This is a genomic window from Paraeggerthella hominis (genome assembly GCF_021044775.1).
GTDB lineage: Bacteria > Actinomycetota > Coriobacteriia > Coriobacteriales > Eggerthellaceae > Paraeggerthella > Paraeggerthella hominis.
On record NZ_JAJNOQ010000005.1, the window covers coordinates 40853 to 58255 of the forward strand.

Annotated in this window: 13 protein-coding genes; 5 read left to right on the top strand and 8 right to left on the bottom strand. The window is 62.9% G+C overall.

Annotated features, from left to right (window positions below):
• The first annotated feature begins 322 nt into the window (after positions 1 to 322).
• Genes LQE90_RS06850 through LQE90_RS06860 form a run of 3 tightly spaced genes read left to right on the top strand, consistent with a single transcriptional unit; the run spans position 323 to position 3493 of the window.
• Positions 323 to 874, top strand: a complete 552-nt coding sequence (locus LQE90_RS06850; RefSeq protein ID WP_216529093.1) for a D-alanyl-D-alanine carboxypeptidase — start codon at positions 323 to 325, stop codon at positions 872 to 874.
• A gap of 2 nt (positions 875 to 876) precedes the next feature.
• Positions 877 to 2064 carry an iron-containing alcohol dehydrogenase gene (locus LQE90_RS06855; RefSeq protein WP_216529092.1) on the top strand — a complete coding sequence of 396 codons (1188 nt, stop codon included), beginning with the start codon at positions 877 to 879 and terminating at the stop codon, positions 2062 to 2064.
• 19 nt (positions 2065 to 2083) lie between these two features.
• Positions 2084 to 3493 carry an aldehyde dehydrogenase gene (locus LQE90_RS06860; protein ID WP_216529091.1) on the top strand — a complete coding sequence of 470 codons (1410 nt, stop codon included), beginning with the start codon at positions 2084 to 2086 and terminating at the stop codon, positions 3491 to 3493.
• A gap of 213 nt (positions 3494 to 3706) precedes the next feature.
• Here LQE90_RS06860 and LQE90_RS06865 read toward each other — a convergent pair whose 3' ends face one another.
• Positions 3707 to 4516, bottom strand: coding sequence for a MerR family transcriptional regulator (locus LQE90_RS06865; protein ID WP_216529090.1), 810 nt, complete (start codon positions 4514 to 4516; stop codon positions 3707 to 3709).
• Positions 4517 to 4917: 401 nt separating this feature from the next.
• Between LQE90_RS06865 and LQE90_RS06870 the strand changes: the two genes are divergently transcribed.
• Positions 4918 to 5643, top strand: coding sequence for a C39 family peptidase (locus LQE90_RS06870; RefSeq protein ID WP_231088238.1), 726 nt, complete (start codon positions 4918 to 4920; stop codon positions 5641 to 5643).
• Positions 5644 to 5696: 53 nt separating this feature from the next.
• Here the strand turns inward: LQE90_RS06870 and LQE90_RS06875 are convergent, their stop codons facing one another.
• The 7 genes from LQE90_RS06875 to LQE90_RS06905 all read right to left on the bottom strand — a co-directional run bounded on the left by LQE90_RS06875 (position 5697) and on the right by LQE90_RS06905 (position 15197).
• Positions 5697 to 6548: a deoxyribonuclease IV gene (locus LQE90_RS06875; RefSeq protein WP_114567104.1), complete on the bottom strand. Its 852-nt coding sequence runs from the start codon at positions 6546 to 6548 to the stop codon at positions 5697 to 5699.
• A gap of 155 nt (positions 6549 to 6703) precedes the next feature.
• The gene (locus LQE90_RS06880; RefSeq protein ID WP_231088239.1) at positions 6704 to 7477 is read right to left on the bottom strand and encodes an energy-coupling factor transporter transmembrane component T family protein; all 774 of its coding nucleotides are present in this window, start codon (positions 7475 to 7477) and stop codon (positions 6704 to 6706) included.
• Positions 7474 to 8346, bottom strand: coding sequence for an energy-coupling factor ABC transporter ATP-binding protein (locus tag LQE90_RS06885; protein ID WP_114567106.1), 873 nt, complete (start codon positions 8344 to 8346; stop codon positions 7474 to 7476). The genes LQE90_RS06880 and LQE90_RS06885 overlap by 4 nt, the downstream gene beginning before the upstream one ends.
• Positions 8343 to 9224: an energy-coupling factor ABC transporter ATP-binding protein gene (locus LQE90_RS06890; RefSeq protein WP_216529088.1), complete on the bottom strand. Its 882-nt coding sequence runs from the start codon at positions 9222 to 9224 to the stop codon at positions 8343 to 8345. Before LQE90_RS06890 ends, LQE90_RS06885 begins: the two co-directional genes overlap by 4 nt.
• A 37-nt stretch (positions 9225 to 9261) precedes the next feature.
• Positions 9262 to 9861 carry a hypothetical protein gene (locus LQE90_RS06895; RefSeq protein WP_216529087.1) on the bottom strand — a complete coding sequence of 200 codons (600 nt, stop codon included), beginning with the start codon at positions 9859 to 9861 and terminating at the stop codon, positions 9262 to 9264.
• Positions 9862 to 10418: 557 nt separating this feature from the next.
• Positions 10419 to 14447 carry a S8 family serine peptidase gene (locus LQE90_RS06900; protein ID WP_216529086.1) on the bottom strand — a complete coding sequence of 1343 codons (4029 nt, stop codon included), beginning with the start codon at positions 14445 to 14447 and terminating at the stop codon, positions 10419 to 10421.
• A gap of 117 nt (positions 14448 to 14564) precedes the next feature.
• The gene (locus tag LQE90_RS06905; RefSeq protein ID WP_216529085.1) at positions 14565 to 15197 is read right to left on the bottom strand and encodes a TetR family transcriptional regulator; all 633 of its coding nucleotides are present in this window, start codon (positions 15195 to 15197) and stop codon (positions 14565 to 14567) included.
• A gap of 235 nt (positions 15198 to 15432) precedes the next feature.
• Between LQE90_RS06905 and LQE90_RS06910 the strand changes: the two genes are divergently transcribed.
• Positions 15433 to 17361, top strand: coding sequence for an MDR family MFS transporter (locus LQE90_RS06910; protein ID WP_216529084.1), 1929 nt, complete (start codon positions 15433 to 15435; stop codon positions 17359 to 17361).
• Positions 17362 to 17403 lie beyond the last annotated feature (42 nt).

Genomic DNA, 17403 nt, shown 5'->3' on the forward strand with positions numbered 1-17403 from the left:
TATCGCGATCGCTCGTCTTACGTACTGCTTGTAACGCGGTCACCTTAGCACGCCAAGCTTCTGATCTGGGTCGCTTGCACTCAATCGTCATCTTCGCGTCATGGAATTACACCGATTGGTGTACGTACCGAAACCAAGCCGTACACTGGCGGGTGCAAAGGCGCCAACGAAGCGGGAGCCGACCGCGCCGCGCCCGCAGCGCAAGCGCCAACCGCCCGATCGCACGGTGCGGCGCGCCCCGAAAAGCACTCTTCCCTCCGCATTCGGCAACGGCGCGGTATGATACGAGCAACGCCGGCAAACCCCTATCGAAGGAGCGCGTATGGATCGACCCTCCCAACCGCATCGCACCCTGGCCCAGCGCGTGCAAGAGCTGTACATCCGCATCCTGTTGCGCCTGCTCCCCTTGCTGATTTCGCTGTTTCGCCGCGTATCGAAGCGCATCCAAGCAGAAATAGACTACCTGGAGCCCGGCTGCACCTTCATGTTGACCGTCGACGGAACCGAGCTGGCATGCGCGTGCCGGCGCACCGACAGCGGATCGTTCAAGCGCGTGTCGCCGAGCGCCCTTGCGCGGGACGTGGAACCGGGAAGCGGCCTGGCCAGCGCGAACGAGCAGGCCGTCACCGTGGATTACGTGATCGCGTTTCGGTCGTCGGCCTACGCGTTCGCCTGCTTCTCCGGCGGCATGACGCTGCAGGACGCGCTTGCGCAGCGCGCGTTCTCGACTCGCGGCCCCAACAGCACGGGCGTGGCCCTGACCTACCTGTTCACCGCGCTGCTGAAAATGTTCTTCGGCTGGCGCGCAGCCTACCGAATCTCAAAGCCCGCCGTCAAACCGCTCCCCCGCCCGGCGGAGCCTTGGAAAGGATAGCCATGCAAGGTTTCGAATTCAGCTGCCCCACCAAAATCGTCTGCGGCCAGCACGCGTTGGACAAGCTTCCCGGGGAACTCTCCGACCGCGGCGTCAAGCACCCGCTGGTCATGACCGACGCCGGGCTGGTGAAGCTGGGCGTTTCCGCGAAGCTCACCGACGTGCTGGACGCCGCCGGCGTAGCCTACGACGTGTTCGACCAGGTGCCGCCCGACTCGTCGATGGACGTGGTGAACCAGGTGGCGCAGCTGTACGCGCAACGCGGATGCGACGGGTTCGTGGCCATCGGCGGCGGATCGGTCATCGACACCACGAAGGGCGCCGCAGCCTCGCTTGCCTGCGAGGGCGTCGACTTCGCCACCTTGCAAGGCGCGGAGATCCTGCAAAACGACATGCCGCCTTTCATCGCCGTTCCCACCACGGCCGGCACCGGCAGCGAAGTGACGCTGGTGGCCGTGGTGGCCGACACGCGCAAGCACGCGAAGCTGTCGTTCACGTCCTACAAGCTGGTGCCGCACGTAGCCGTGCTGGATCCCGCGCTGACCGCGTCGCTGCCACCGAAGCTGACCGCGACCACGGGCATGGACGCGCTCACGCACGCCGTCGAAGCGTACACGTCCATCCAAAAGAACCCCGTGTCCGACGCGTTCGCCGTGAAGGCGATCGAGCTGATCTCGCAGAACCTGCCAACAGCGTGCCGCGACGGCGGCAACGTGGAAGCGCGCACCAACCTTGCGCTCGGATCGCTCATGGCCGGCGCCGCGTTCAGCAACGCCATGGTGGGCATCGTGCATGCCATCGGGCATTCGCTGGGCGGACTGTGCCATATCCCTCATGGGCAGGCCATGATGATGCTGCTTCCCCACTGCGTTGCGTACAACCTGGACACGGGCACGCACGCCGGCCTGTACGGGGAGCTGCTGCCGTACCTGGCGCCGGCCCGCGCGGCGTCCTTAGGCGCGAACGCGTCGAGCGACGCTCGCGACGGGGCCTTCTGCGAGCACCTGTTCGCGCTTAACGACCTGTACCACGACTCCTACGGCGTACCGCTCAAGCTGTCTGAAATGGGCGTGGAACGCGACCAGCTGGAAGCGGTGGCGAAGCAGGCGCGCTACGACGGCGCCGCGCTTTACAACAAGACCGAGATCACCGTGGATGTTGCGATGCGCATCCTGGAAGCCGCCTACTAAGAGGAAAGCGAAGGACCCCATGACCAGCACACCCGCCTTCCAAAACGTTGCCGACGTCGAAGCTCAAGCGCGCAGGATGCACGACTTCTTCCAAACGGGAGCCACGCTGCAGGTGGAATACCGCCGCCAAGCGCTCGTCAAGCTGAAAAGCTACCTCAAGGAAAACGAGGAGCGCATTTTGGACGCGCTTCACGCCGACCTGGGAAAAGCCCCGTTCGAAGGCTACGCAACCGAGCTGGGCATCGTCTACGACGAGATCAACACCTGTCTGAAGCACCTGAGCTCATGGGCGCGGCCGCGCCGCGTGCGCACCCCTATCGTGCACTTCCACTCCACTTCGAAAGTGTATCCGAGCCCCTTGGGCGTGGTGCTGGTGCTGTCGCCGTGGAACTACCCCGTGCAACTGGCGCTTGTGCCGCTGGTGGACGCCATCGCGGCCGGCAACTGCGTGGCGCTCAAGCCTTCCCGCACGTCAAAGGCCACAAGCGAGCTTTTGATCGACCTGTTGGCCAACGTGTTCCCGCCCGAGTTCGTGTGCGGGTTCCCCGGTTCGGGAGCCATGAACGACTGGCTTCTGGAGGTGCGCTGGGACCAGATATTCTTCACCGGCAGCCCGAACGTGGGGCACACTATTATGGAAGCGGCGGCCAAGCACCTGACGCCCGTCGTGCTGGAGCTGGGCGGCAAGAGCCCCTGCATCGTGGACGAAACGGCCAACGTGAAGCGAGCGGCGCAGCGCATCGCTTGGGGCAAGGGGATCAACAGCGGGCAAACTTGCGTGGCGCCCGACTACTTCCTGGTGCACGAACACGTGGCGGACGACTTCGTGGCCCAGCTGGACGCATGCTTCCATCAATACTACGGCCAGGACATCCTCGCATGCGACGAATGGCCGCACATGATATCGCAGCGCCACTTCGAACGCGTCATGGGGCTGATCGAGAACCGCAATCCGGACGCATCCGTGGCGTTCGGCGGCAACGGCGATGCCGCCACGCTGCGCATAGAGCCCACGTGCCTGCGCGGGGTGACGCTCGACGATCCCGTCATGAACGAGGAAATCTTCGGACCCGTGCTGCCCATTCTTACGTACCGCTCGCTTGACCAGGCCTTCGACATCGTGCGCACGTTCGAGAAACCGCTGGCCTGCTACGTGTTCTCCGACGATAAGCAGGTGCAGCACCGCGTGCTTACCCGTCTGCAATTCGGCGGTGCCACGGTGAACGACGTGGTTGTTCACCTGGCGAACAACCACATGGGCTTCGGCGGCGTGGGCAACTCCGGCATGGGCGCGTATCACGGCAAAGTGGGCTTCGACTGCTTCACGCACTACAAGTCCACCCTCAAGAAGGGCACGTGGCTCGAGCTTCCCATCCGCAACCCACCCTTCGGTGACAAGATAAAGCTGCTGAGAATGCTGATGAGGTAAGCCCTCCAAGGCTCCAAGAGGGTGCGTCGAGAAAGCGCGACGCACCCTGCACGACGCGCTGTTCGACAAAACAACGAGCCTTCCGGCGAATAACCTGGGCGAACGCATCCCGCGCAAGCCGCAAAAAAGCCGAGGGGGGGGGGGTCGCAGCCCGGTCAGCCGAATCCCAGCAAGAACCTCAAGCGTCCAACCCCGCAAGCTCGCGAAGCATGCCTACTTATTCTCTACCGGCACCTGAATCTCGGTGAGCCAATCGGACTCGTTTTCGCAGTTCCAGATGCCATCGATGTAACTCTCGCGGGCAAGACCGGTCACGCGGTAGCCATTGCGCTCGACCCATTCCATCGCGAACGCATAGGCGCGCGACAGATCGGCGTAGGGCCCGCGATGCATCACGGACGCAACGGTGACGGCCGGTGCCTCCTCGAACACGATGCCGTTGCCTTCCACGTCGAACTCCTCGACGGCCTCGCTGTACTTGATGGTGATGTCGCGCTCCTTGTACTCACCGTCGAGGTACGTGATGAAGCAGTACTCGGGCGAGGCGCACTTGAGGTTCGGGTTCGCCGCCATCACGGCACGACCGAGGGCCGGAATCACCTCGAAGTACGCGGAAAAGTCCGGAACGGTCATTGTTTTCGAGAACACGATGCAGCTAGGAATGTCTTTGATCGTTGCCTGATAGTCCATGGTGAACCCCTTTTCTTCGTCTGAAAGCATGAATGCGATGCGCGCAAGACGATCCTTGCGCGCGTTGAGTTCCCGCTCGATCCGATCGCGGCGCCGCGCGAGTATGGGACGAGGATCGGCGCCGCCCACGATAGCGGCCACCTCGTCGATGCTCAGACCCGCTTGCCTGAGCGCCTGGATCCGATGCAGATCGGCAAGCTGGCCCGTGGCGTACAAACGGTAGCCTGTCACCCCATCCACCGCAGCCGGACGCAGCAGTCCAATACGATCGTAATGATGCAGCGTCTTGATAGTGGTTTTGCCCATCTTCGAGAACTCTCCGATGTAGAACATGTATGTCACCTCCTTCTCATCGCATTCAACAGCCTCCTGCAAGGGGAGGGTCAAGGGGCTGATTCGAAATGGTATCACGCACGCCGAAGCGAAAGACAGCCCGCAACGCTCGGCACAGGATTGAAGGGGTTTCGCGACGAGCGAAACGATTCGGCATCGCGCAACGTGTTCGAGGTGAAGAGGTTCCGCGAACGTCTTTCAGGCTGTTTCAATATGGATCGATAAGCCAGCAGCTTGCCAACTCAAGAGAAAGGTGCCGCATGATCGCCGAACAGCCTCGCAAACGCGCATTGCGCGCCCGCCGCGCCGCATGCCGCCGTCGACCGCTCGTCCGGCAGGCCCTCCCTCGCGCACGGCGCGAACGCCCGATATTCAATCGGCAGCGCAGCCGCCGGACAGCCGTGCGCCTATGCGCTTTTGCGACGGCGCTGCTGATCGCGGGCGCGGTATCGTTCTCCCTGCTGACCTCTTCGCGCGCAGCCGCCAACGTCCACTCCGAAGAGCGAGCCGCGCAGGACGTGGCCGCCTTGCAAGCAGGCCCCTCCCCGATACCGAGGGCCGCATCGTTCGACGTGCCCGCGCTCCAGCAGAACCCCGAGCTTCCCACCGGCTGCGAGTCGGTTGCGCTGACGAACGCGCTGCTGTCGCTTGGGTTCGAACTCGACAAAACCGAGATCGCCGATGCATGGCTGCCCCGTAGCGACAGCGACTTCGTAACCGCGTTCATGGGCGATCCGCATGCAACCGACGGCCACAGCTGCATGGCCCCGGCCATCGTCCAGACCGCAAACGCTTACCTCTCCGCCCAGGGATCCCCTTTGGAGGCATTCGACCTTACCGGATCGACCATCGAAGGGGTGCTCGACGAAGTTGCCGCCGGAAATCCCGTCATCGTCTGGTGCACGATAGGGCTTGAAAGCCCGGGCGACGCCTATCGGGTCGAACAGGCGAACGGCCGCGTCTATCGGCTCTACCCGAACAGCCACTGCGTTGTAGTGAGCGGCTACGATCTGCATGAGGGCACGGCGCTGATCAGCGACTCGCTCGTCGGGAAAACGAAGTGCAGCTTGCAGCAGCTGACCGCACGCTACTACGAGCTAGGCGCCCAAGCTGTAGTCATCAAGTAGCAGAATCGCGCCGCCTTGCCCTCCCCTTCGCACGCCGCAAACGGCGTTCGGCGCTACAAGCGAGCCGCATCCTCCTTGCGCCCCGCGCGCAGCTTCGCGATCTCCTCCGCGTAGCCGGCAAGGTCGGGGTTGGGAGTTTCCAGGTAAAACGGCAGGTCGCGCAGCAGCGGATGGTTCGTGACAGCCGAAAGCGCCTCGAAGCCGATCCGTCCCTCGCCAATGCGCGCGTGACGGTCCTTGTGCGAACCGCACGGGTTCAAGCTGTCGTTCAGATGGATGGCGCGCAGGCGATCGAGCCCGACGAACCGATCGAACTCCTCCAGAACCCCGTCCAGGTTGTCGGCAATGTCGTACCCCGCATCCCACACGTGGCAGGTGTCCAGGCATACGCCCACATGGTCTTGCAGCTCGATCTGCGCGATAATGGCAGCCAGCTCCTCGAACGTACCGCCGACTTCGCTACCCTTGCCCGCCATCGTTTCAAGCAAAAGCGTAGTGGTCTGGTGCGGCAGCAGTGACTGGTTGAGCGCGTCGGCTATCTTGTTGACAGCAACCTCTACGGGTTGGCCTACCGCACTGCCAGGGTGCATGTTGTACAGCTGACCGGGCGTTTCCTCCATGCGAACCAGGTCCTCGGCCAATACCATACGCGCGAAGTCCTGCGTCTGCTGCTTGTCGGATGCCGGGTTCAAGGTGTAGGGAGCATGCGCCAGTATGCGCACGATGCCGTGTTCGCCCGCATAGGCGGCATAAGCCGCAACGTCCTTCGGATCGATGGCCTTCGCCTTGCCGCCACGCGGGTTGCGCGTGAAGAACTGGAACGTGTTGGCATCGATGGACACGGCCGATTCGGCCATGTTGAGGTAACCCTTGGCGCTCGACAGATGACACCCGATGGTAAACATATATGATTCCTTCCAAGCAACAATTTCGAATGCCATGGTACCAGAAGCCGACGATCTTGCGGTACGCTCCGCAAGATCGCAACGAAACGGAAGCCTTGCCGAATACGGCGGCCTTGCCAAGCGCCGCGCTCCCGGATGCGCCGCGTGCGATCCGGCTACCAAACAATGCCCAGCGCCAAAGCGCTCGCCACCAAAGCTGCGCACACCGCCAGCGCGGCTGCATCCCTTCCCGCAAAGGGGTACTCCTTGTATCCGCTGGCCACCGTGCGCAGGTTGAAGCCGCGCACCTCGGCCGCAATGGCGGAGCTGTTCGTCTTGCGCACCGACGACACCAGCAAAGGCACGCACAGCGGAACCATAAGGCGCACTTTCTTGACGATGCCCCCGGCGTCGAACTCCACGCCGCGCGCCGTCTGCGCCTCCATGATGCCCTTCATGTCGTTCATGAACACCGGAATGAAATGAATGGTCGAGGTGAACGTGAACGCATAGCGATACGGAACGCGCAGGACCTTCACCACCGCATTCGACAGATCAGTGAGCTTCGTTACGTACAGGACCAGGAACAAGGGAACCGCTGCGGCGATAAGCCGCACGATGGTGGTCAGCGCCGCCATCAGCCCGCCGGTTCCAACGTAGCCCCACGGCAGCGGCAGCACGACCGCGCCCGTCGACGTGGTGAGCACCTGGATAACGGCCAGGATAAGCGAGAAGAAAAACACCGCCTTGGCCAAGCCGAGCGCCGGGCGAAGCATGCCGCACGAAGCGGCTAACACCAGGTCAAATACAAGAACTGCAACCAAGAACACCAGGTTCCCCGTGCAGAAGCACGCCACCGACACCAAAAGCGCGCATGCCAGCTTCGCCACGGGGTTCATACGATGCAGAAAGCTGTCCCCCGGCACGAACTCCAAAAAACCGCCCATCATCGGCTCCCTTCCGCCGTCGCAGCGCCGATCGCGAGGTTTCCGGCAGCGCCCGCCAGCGCCACCACCGCGGCCTCCATCTCATCCAACGTGTTGGCGCGCGCCACGGCAACGGCAGCCAAGTCCTTGCGACGATCCGCCAAGTCCAAGGACACCGCCGTCACCTGGGGCGGCACGAGCGACGCCCGCTCAAGCGTGGCCCGGTTGCGCAGCACGTCGAACGTGGGGCCGTCGTCGACCACGCGCCCATCGCTCATCACGATCACGCGCTCGGCGTAATCGGCCACCACCTCCATGTCGTGGCACACCATGATCACCGTAGCGCCGCGTTCGTGCAGGTCGCGCACGGCTCCCATCACCTTCACGCACTCGCGATAGTCCAAGCCCGTCGTGGGCTCGTCCAAAACCAGCACCCGCGGCTTGAGCACGATCACCGACGCAAGCGCCAGCAGCTGGCGAGCGCCGCGATTCAGCAAGAACGGATCGTCGTCGGCATGAAAGCCGAACGCGTCCATCGCCTCGCCGACGCGCTCTTGCGCGGCAGGGCCGTCCTCCCCCAGCGCCTTGAAGCCGAACAGCAGCTCGTCGCGCACCGTTCCCGAACATATCTGACGGTCGGGGTTCTGGAACAGGAAGCCCACGGTACGCGCAAGCTGGCTGGTCTTGAGGTCCGTCGTGGGCGCGCCGTCGATGAGCACTTCTCCTGCATCGGGCTTCAGCAGCCCGTTCATCAGGCGCATCGTGGTCGACTTGCCCGCGCCGTTCGTTCCGGCAAACGCCACGAACTCGCCTTCTCGGATAGAAAAACTCACGCCCTTGAGAATAGGCAGCGTCTCATCGTACGACGCATGCACATTGCGAAACTCGATCATGCCGTCGCCTCCTTTTCAGCAACCGGTTCCGAATCCGTCCTTGGCAGCAGCTCGGCTAGCGCTGCGGCCGCTTGCTCCACGTTGCGGCAGAGCGCCCCGTCGTACAGGCCGTCTTTGCGCAGCCGATTCATAAGCGAGGTCGAACGCGGGCAGTTCACGCCTATGGCCAGCAGCTCGTCGCTGTGCTCGAGCACGTCGGCAGGCGGCGCGGCGAACCGCACGGATCCTTCGTCCATGATGACCAGCAGGTCGGCGTATTCGGACAGAAGCGCGATCTTCTGCTCGACCACCACCACGGTGGTGCCGTGCTCGGACGCATAGCGCGCCAACAGGTCGAACACGGCAAGGGAGCTGGCCGGATCCAACTCGGCCGTCGGCTCGTCCAAAACCAGCACGCGCGGCCTGAGCGCCAGAATGGAAGCGATGGCCACCTTCTGCTTCTGCCCGCCGGAAAGCGTGGAGATCACGCGATCGCGCAGAGACGAGATGCCCATCGCCCCAAGCGCCTCGGTCATGCGAATCTCGATCTGGTCGCGGGGAACGCCGAAATTCTCAAGCCCGTACAGCATTTCGTCTTCCACCACCGACGACACCATCTGACTGTCGATATCCTGGCACACGCTTCCCACCAGGCGCGATAGCTCGGTCAGGTCGGTGTCCACCGTATCCAGCCCGTCGATGAGCACTTCGCCGTAGAAGTCGCCGGGGTAGCAATGCGGAATGATGCCGTTCAGCGCGTACGTGAGCGTGGACTTGCCCGACCCCGCCGCGCCCGTAATGCCCACGAACGCACCGTCGGGGATGGTCAGGTTCACGTCGAGGACCGTGGGGGCGGTGCCCTCTCGATAGCGGAAACTGAAATCTCGTAGCTCTATCATGATGGGGATTCCTTTATCTTCTCAACCTGGATCCAGGCTATTTCTTCAGGACTTTTTGCAGGGGAAGGACCAGGATCTGCACGAGCACCGCGTTGAACGCCGCCGTACCGAACACCATGATCGCGTAGCTGGCCACGGCCACCACCAGATCGATACCGTTCATGGCGGCCAACAGCAGCACGAACGTGTAACCCGACACCACCGTGGACACGAACGCCGCGACCGCGGTTCCCACGTTGAGGCGGCCCACCTTCATGGGAATGAGCACCAGCAACCCCATGGTCAGAGCGCCCAGCGCCTCGGAGGGAATGTTCAGCCAAGGCGTTGCGCTCAGCAGGGGAATCTGGCAGATAAGGCCCGCCAGCAACCCCACCACCAGCGCTTGCGAGGGCTTTGGCCGCGTAAGCGCGATGGCCAAGCAGTACATGGCAATGATGAAGTTGGGCTTCATGCCCGCGAACGTCAACACGCTGCCCACCGTCAACTTCAGCACCGCGCCCGCCGCAAGCAGCACGGCGATCAGGATAAGATCCTGCGTCGTCAGGCCCGCCTTCTTCTTCGGAGCCGGCATTTCGCGCAACCGGCCCTTCGGCACCGCCGCTGCAACCGTTGCTCCCTGCTTCACATACTGCTTCATCCCGCTTCCTTTCCTGATGCGCCGCGCATAAAAAAGACCTGTCCTTTACGAATAAAGGACAGGTCTTCAACCTGCGGTGCCACCTTTATTGACCTCGGTTTCGAGGCCCTCTCATGAACATGCCATCACATGCTCTGCCTTTAACGCAGGCTCACGGTCCGGATACTCGGTCGGCCGAGCCGTTTGCGGCAAGCCTTCCTTTCCCCTTTCCCTCGGCGATCCATTTACCATCCAGCTTACTGCGGGAATCTCAGCTGCGCCCGCTCTCTGTGAGTGCTCATGATGGCTTGATCTTCGCCTCATCGGTTTCAAGGTATTCAGTTGTGGCGCAAACTATAGCATAACGTTAGAGAAAGGTGTCAAGCAGTTTTCGAAATCAGGGGAGAAACGAGATTGCGAACGTCGACATCGGCACGGCGAAACGGGGCGCTGTTGCACCGCTTCGTTTTCGCATGAGAAATTGTCACAGACCCCGATTTGCGCCCGATTTCCAAAAACCCGCTTCCGAACCCTGGCGCCGCACGTCGGCGAGCGCGCCGCGCCAACCGCCTCTGCTTTTAGCGCCCGACGCGGCGCCGTCGCACGGCGAGCGTCAGAGCGCAAACTAACCCCGCTGCCGAAAGAGCCACGACCGCCGCCGCAGCAAACGCCCCATCGCCGGTTGACACAAGCGGATTCGGGTCGGGCTGCGCCTGCGGCGTCGTCGGCAGCGTCGGCTCGGAGCCACCGCCCGGCGCAGGACCAGGGCCGGGGCCAGGGCCAGGCTCGACGGCGACGAACCGAGCGATCAGAGACACATCGGCCGTCACAGGCTGCCGATGAACGGCCTCTTCGTCAACGAGTGCGCCGTCTTGGCCGTACCATCCGGCAAACGCGTAGCCCTCGTCGGGCACGGCCGTCCAAGTGACGGTATCGCCCAAAGCAACGTGTTCCACGCGCGCGGATGCGGCGGATCCCGCAGCTCCGCCCGCCGTGCGCGCCGCGGGCGCGGCCAACGCATCGTACGATACCTTCACCTTGCCGCCTTCGGCAGCTTGAGCGCTGGCCACGTGATCGTTCGGCATCAACTCCACTTCATCGGGCAATCGGTACAACGACGTGGCCGGCCGGCCATCCGGGCCCTCGCTTGCAGCCAACACGTAGTACTCGCCCCGGTAGAAGCATGCCGTGGAAACCGCCGCCGATCCGTCGCCCGGAGCCTTCACGCCAAGCGAGCGCCACGCACCGGTGGCCGCATCGACCGCATAGGTATCGCCCAGGCCGTCGGCCGACGCCCCTGTGAACACGATCGAATCTCCCGTTGCAGCTGCAGCCTGTCGCGCGTACCCTTCCAGCGCATCGAGTTCGTCGGAACCGAACCTCGGCGCATCTGCGCCCGGCTCCACAATGCCGAACGTTTCACCGTCGAACGTTCCCAGGGCCATCGCGTAGCCGTCCCCCTCCGGAACGAAGCCGACGAAGCGCACCTGGTCCCCTATCGCAACAAGCGGCGCCGTGCGCCCAGACGCAAGCGAGCCGAACGTCCCTGTAGGATCGGCCGCGACGATGTCGATAACTCCCCCGTCGCCCGTTGCGGGGTCGTACTCTACGACACGTCGTTGCATCCGGAAATTAACGCTGACGTAGATGAGACCGTCGCACGAGGCCAAGCCAACCGGCGCAAAATGCCTGCCGGCGCCGCCGGGATCCGACGATAGGAAATCGACCACCTCGTCGCTCCAGGCGTCGGTTGCTATATCGTAGGAATCCATGCCCAAGAACAGCACATACGGCTTTTCGGGATCGCCCGTTTCCCCATCGTGGAGCACCGTGAGGTACAGCTTTCCATCGGCGTAGGCGGCAGCGCCGTTTGCACGGAAGTACGACCCGTCAAACCCCGCTCCGCTCGGCGGCGCGCACGCCGTCCACCCGTCCGCGCTATCGGGATCGTACGAGTACAGGTAACGCCCCTTTGAGTCGAGGCAGAACAGCCGGTCGGACGCAGCAATCAACAAGCCCGAGTCGAACCCGGCCTCGCCGGGAATCCCCGGGTCGGGCAAGTCGGCCACTCGCTCGAAGGAAAGGCGCTGCTCGGCTTTCGGGAACGTATAGACGGCCTGATGCTTGGCCGCGCCATCCCCCACCACCACGCTGTGCCGGGCGCCGTCGAGCAGCGATGCGTCGCGAACGACCACGTGCGAGCCGTCGGCGGATGCCTCCCAACGGTCTCCATCCACGGCAACACCGTCGATGGCAAGCTGCGTGGCCCGGTCAAGGGCATACCCCTCTATCACCAGCGCTGGCGAACCTTGTGCGTCAACCCCCTCGCGGGCGTCCCACGTGTTCGGGTTCACGGCATCCCCGTTCGCCACCGACAGATCGAGCGTGCCGTTCGAAGCCGTCTGCTTGACCTGGTCGCTTGCTAGATTGCTCGCCTTCGTGCCGCCGACGATGCGACCACGCAGGTCGAGCGCCGAATCCTCAGGATGAAGCGACGCCAGCAAGCCAATGGCCCCCGCCACGAGCGGACACGCCATGGACGTGCCGGAGCGATAGTCGTATGCCTGATCGTCGACAACGAACCCCATGCCGAAATCGGTGACGGTAAGGGAAGTCGATCCTTCACCTGAAGTATCCGTGAGCAAGAGCAGGTCGACGCCCACGCGCACCGTGTCCTGATCCTTGATGCGGTTGAACGACTCTTCATCCGTGAAACGCGCGTACCCCAGGCTCTGATTGTCGAACGAGCCATAGGATGCCTCGCCACTGGTCAGGGCGTTGCCGCGTTCGTCGATCACGGAGGCCGCGGCGAAAACCATCGGCTCCCCGTCTCCACCCCCCGCAAAAGCCGAAAGCCCCGGCAGGGCGGACACGCGCACCTCCCGGGCCCTTTCCCAAGACATGTCGCGGAAGGGATTGGCAATGCGCCAGGTGACAGCGGCTCCCTCGTACTTGGTCATGCCGTCGACGGTGATTTTGAGCGCACGTCTTCCATCGAGGCCCGAGCCCGTCGACGCCGAAAGCCTGCTCTGATCAGCTGCGGGCATCCTGTCTTGGCCGTAAAGGACAAGGTGGGCGCCGCTATCAGCCTGCGCGAAGTCGGTCATGTTGTGGTAGTAAAGAGACCGCACGCCCGCAGCGCCGTCCGCCTTGTCCTGCAGCTTCGCCGCAGCAGGCAGGAACGATTGCGCGCCCCGAGCAACCGTTGAGAGGATGACCGAGCCAGGAGCCGCCACGTCCACGATGGATTTGTTGTAGTTGGTGTATGTCGCGTACTTCCCCTGCGGCAGCGTTGCCGCAACCGAAAGGATATACGGACTGCCAGACAAACCGTACGTTATGCGGTTGTTGTCCACCGACCCCGCATCGACGTCGTTGTTACCGGCAGCAAACACGGTAAGCACTCCCGCGCGACCGGCCTGGTTCATGGCGTACTCCGTCACCGGCGAGATAGCGCCACTCCATGAGTTGTTGGCAGCCACCACATTCTGGCCTGCCAGCTTCGCATGCAGCAGGTACTCGTACGCGGCCAGCACAGAGCTGTCGTAGGTGTTACCGCCAGTAGAAGCCCCGTTCGTCCTGAGCGCCATGATCTTCGTCTTCGGCGAGACGCCTGCAATCCCGGTCTCATTATCGCTGGTCGCCGCCACGATGCCAGCACAATGCGTGCCGTGGGACTCTTCGAAGCTGTTATTTTCCGGAAGCGGCTCGTCGTCGCCATCGATGAAGTCGAAGCCGTGCGTGCCCGCGCGGCCCGGTACACCGGGAATATCACCGGGGTTCTCCCACATCGCACCACGCAGGTCCTCGTTGCCGTAATCGACGCCGCTGTCGAGTACGGCAACGATGTTCTCCACCCCTTGCGTTGCCTGCGCGCACACCGAGGAAAACGATACGTCTGAATTTGCCGCGATCCCGGAATCGGAAACTATGTCGTTATCGAGCGCCCACTGCAAAACGGACAGCGGATCGTTCGTCGTGCTCGCTTGCGTCCCCTCGTTCACCGAAAGCACCTCGGTACCTGCAACGACCGGCTGCTCGGAAGCATGCGTTTCGCCAACCGGCGCAACCGGGGGAATGCTCGGCAAGCCCGCTTCGTATCCGTCGGGCTCCACGGCCCCGATGCTCTCATGCACGTAGTTCGGCGCCGCCGCCAGCACGCCTTCCATCGCCCGCAGCTCTTCGAGCAACGCAGCCGTGGTTGCACCCGGCTTCGTCACGCGCGCCACCACGGCGGCATCGTCCTGGTCGGCGCCTTCTCCCGTGCTCTCGTCAAGCGAGAACGTGCTCACGGCCGCAGCCGCGCCGGCTCCGGAAAAATCCCACGACTCGGCAACCGAGAAGCCCGCAGAGGCAAGCGGGTCGGCCGCGTCGAGCGAGCGGGAGCGCGCAGGCCCCACGTCGGCGCGGTACACCACAAGCGCCTCGCCTTCGCGGTACGCGCCGGCATTCAGCAGCTCCTCAACAGAAGCGGCGGCAGGTTCGCCCCTTTGCTCTTCGGCAGCAGCGGAAGCGGGCGCGAGGGGCACAAGCCCCAACACCAGCACCAGCGCGCACAATGCGGCGGCGAGTCGGTCGAACAGCGTGCGGGCGGAGCGAGCATGCATGAGGCGCCTCTTTTCGAAACGTAATCGATCGCGCGCGACAACACGTCGCGCATCGCATCGTTTCAGTATACCGAGCGAATGCGGCAAGGCACGTCGGGTTTCCGCTCAAGCGACGCCTCAAGCCGATACGGCGTCCCCTGCCAGCAGGTAGTTCGCAATCATGCGCCGCGTGTCGGCGACGGAGGGCTCGTCGTCGCCGCGCACATGCAGTATCGCACGCGTGCGCGCAAGGCTGATCGCCGTCGACGATGCGACCAGCGCCTCTTCCTCGATCGGGCGGCTTCCGAGCATGCGCCGCTCGGGATGATCCGCCAGCAAAAGACGCAGCGCCTGCGCGATGGAATGCTGAACGGCCAGGATGTCGCGCTGTCCCTGGAAGAACAGCTGGGGCATCAGGCACAATGCCTCTCGGCGCAGCTCCATGACCGATTCGTCCGCGCCCGACGACAGCCGCGCCCCCACCACGTCCACCAGCACGTCGAGGTAGCAGGTCTGCGCGCGTTCTTCAAGGATCTCCACGATCCGCACTTCGTCGGGGAATGCGTCCATCCATCCCATGACGGCGGAAGCTTTGGACGAAAAGTAGTTGAAGAACGTCTTTTTCGATATCTCGGCACGCGCGCAGATGTCCTCCACGGTCACGCCGTCGAACCCATGCTCGATAACCAGTTCCAACGCCGCGCGCTCCACCGCGAGGCGCGCTTTGAGTTTCTTGCGGTACCGCAAACTTTCCGATGCTGCTCCATCCACGACGGACGCAACCTCCCATCACCAACGATGTGCCGTTTCCGTGCAGGGTACCACAACTTTGCCGCTAGGCACTTTTCATCTACCGAATGAATATTTATACTGAGTGTAAATCAGCTTCACGACGCGCAAAGGCGTCTGCGAGATCGGGTCGCGCACCCGTTTTGCAGGCGCCTTCGTGCGCGAAGCGGAGCGCATGCATCGTACGCAAGGAAAGCACCTCGGAAGGAACTAGCTTATGGGTCTATCGCGCAAGCAAATCGCTATGTTGGCCGTATTGGTGTTCGGCACGTTCGTCACGGTTTTGAACCAGACGGTCGTAGCCCCGGCCCTACCATCGGTCATGGCGGAAATGAACGTGGACGCGGCAACAGCGCAATGGCTTACTACCGGATTCACCCTGGTCAACGCCATTATGATTCCCATTACGGCGTTTCTGACCGACCGGTTCACCACCCGTCGCCTGTTCCTTGTGTCCATGGTCATCTTCGCCGCAGGCAGCGCGCTTGCAGGATGGGGACCCAACTTTCTGGTACTGCTGCTGGGCCGCTTAGTGCAAGCGGCGGGCGCAGGCATTCTCATGCCCCTGGTCATGACCGTGCTCATGTGGACGTTCCCTATCGAGAAGCGCGGAACGGCCATGGGCCTGTTCGGCATCGTGATCGCGTTCGGCCCGGCCATCGGCCCCACCGCTGCCGGCGTCATCATCGACCGCTACACCTGGCACGACATGTTCTACATCATCACCGCGCTTTCGGTTTTGGTGACCGTGATCGCCGCCTTCGTGTTGCAGAAGGGCGGGGACACGAACAAAAACGTGACCCTCGACATCCCCTCCGTCATCCTGTCGAGCATCGGCTTCGGCGCCCTGCTTTACGGGTTGTCCGCCATCGGGTCGTACGGCGTGAGCGTAAGCGCGGTCATCGGCACTTTGGCAGGCGTTGCGGCGCTCGTGCTGTTCTTCCGCCGCCAGCTGAAGATGGAGCATCCCATGCTGCAGGTTCGCGTGCTGGCCAATCGCAAGTTCCTGGTGGCAACCGTCATCGGGATGCTGGTGCAGGGAGCGCTTCTGGCCGCTGGCATCCTGGTGCCCATCTACTTGCAATCGCTCATGGGCTACTCCGCTACGGTGTCCGGCCTGGTGCTGCTTCCCGGCGCCATCATCATGGGAGCCATGGGGCCCATTGCCGGACGACTTTTCGATAAGCACGGGCCGCGCGCGTTGAGCCTGGTGGGCATGGGCATGCTGACGGCTACCTCGTTCTGCTTCGTGTTCTTGGGCCCGGACATGGGCATCATCACGCTTACGCTTATATATACCGTGCGCATGTTCTCGCTGTCGCTGGTGAACATGCCCATCACCACATGGGGCATGAACGCGCTTGACAACGACCTGGTGAACCACGGCACCTCCGTGAACAACACGCTGCGCCAGGTGGCAGGGTCGCTTGGCACCGCCATCATCATTTCGACGTCTACCATAGCCACGAACATGAGCGCGCCCAACATGGGACAGCCCGCGGCCAGCTTCTTCGGCATTGACATGGCGTTCGCCGTAGCCAGCTTGATGTGCTTGGCAGGGTTTATCATGGTAGTGTTCCTGGTAAAGAACAAGCCTGGCGAAACCGCAGCTCAGGACAAAGGAAACGTACGCCGAACGGTGCTTGAGTCCATCATGAAGCGCGAGGTGTACACGCTGCCCGAAACCGCCACAGTAGCCGAGGCCATGCAGCTGCTTGTGGACAAGCACATCAGCGCCGTGCCCCTGGTGGACGAACGCGGGAAAGCGGTCGGGTTCATATCGGACGGCGACATCATGAGGTTCCTGTCGAAGCGCAGCGCCATGGTCATGGATCCCGTGGTCATGATCATCCAGACCATCCGCTCGGATTCGGACGACTTCAAGAAGAAGCTCGACGACCTTATGTCGATGTCCGCTCGAAGCATCGGCGCGAAGGGCATCATCGGCGTGGACGTCCACGACAACTTGACCGAGGTTTGCCGCGTTCTAGGCGAGAACCACCTGAAGAAAGTGCCCGTGCTAGACGACGGACACGTGGTCGGCGTCATCAACCGATCCGACATCACGCAGCACACCATGGGCATGTATTTGGCCGAACGCGGAGAAGAAGCCGCGAAACAAGAGCAAACTGACCGGATGATCTAGCTTTTGGGATAAGGAAGCGAAAGCCATTGTCGATCCAAAAAC

Coding starts and splice junctions, on each gene's coding strand:
- LQE90_RS06875 (WP_114567104.1), bottom strand. CDS start 6,548: ATGTTTACCATCGGGTGTCATCTGTCGAGCGCCAAGGGTTACCTCAAC.
- LQE90_RS06880 (WP_231088239.1), bottom strand. CDS start 7,477: ATGATGGGCGGTTTTTTGGAGTTCGTGCCGGGGGACAGCTTTCTGCAT.
- LQE90_RS06890 (WP_216529088.1), bottom strand. CDS start 9,224: ATGATAGAGCTACGAGATTTCAGTTTCCGCTATCGAGAGGGCACCGCC.
- LQE90_RS06900 (WP_216529086.1), bottom strand. CDS start 14,447: ATGCATGCTCGCTCCGCCCGCACGCTGTTCGACCGACTCGCCGCCGCA.
- LQE90_RS06865 (WP_216529090.1), bottom strand. CDS start 4,516: ATGTTCTACATCGGAGAGTTCTCGAAGATGGGCAAAACCACTATCAAG.
- LQE90_RS06885 (WP_114567106.1), bottom strand. CDS start 8,346: ATGATCGAGTTTCGCAATGTGCATGCGTCGTACGATGAGACGCTGCCT.
- LQE90_RS06895 (WP_216529087.1), bottom strand. CDS start 9,861: ATGAAGCAGTATGTGAAGCAGGGAGCAACGGTTGCAGCGGCGGTGCCG.
- LQE90_RS06850 (WP_216529093.1), top strand. CDS start 323: ATGGATCGACCCTCCCAACCGCATCGCACCCTGGCCCAGCGCGTGCAA.
- LQE90_RS06910 (WP_216529084.1), top strand. CDS start 15,433: ATGGGTCTATCGCGCAAGCAAATCGCTATGTTGGCCGTATTGGTGTTC.
- LQE90_RS06860 (WP_216529091.1), top strand. CDS start 2,084: ATGACCAGCACACCCGCCTTCCAAAACGTTGCCGACGTCGAAGCTCAA.
- LQE90_RS06855 (WP_216529092.1), top strand. CDS start 877: ATGCAAGGTTTCGAATTCAGCTGCCCCACCAAAATCGTCTGCGGCCAG.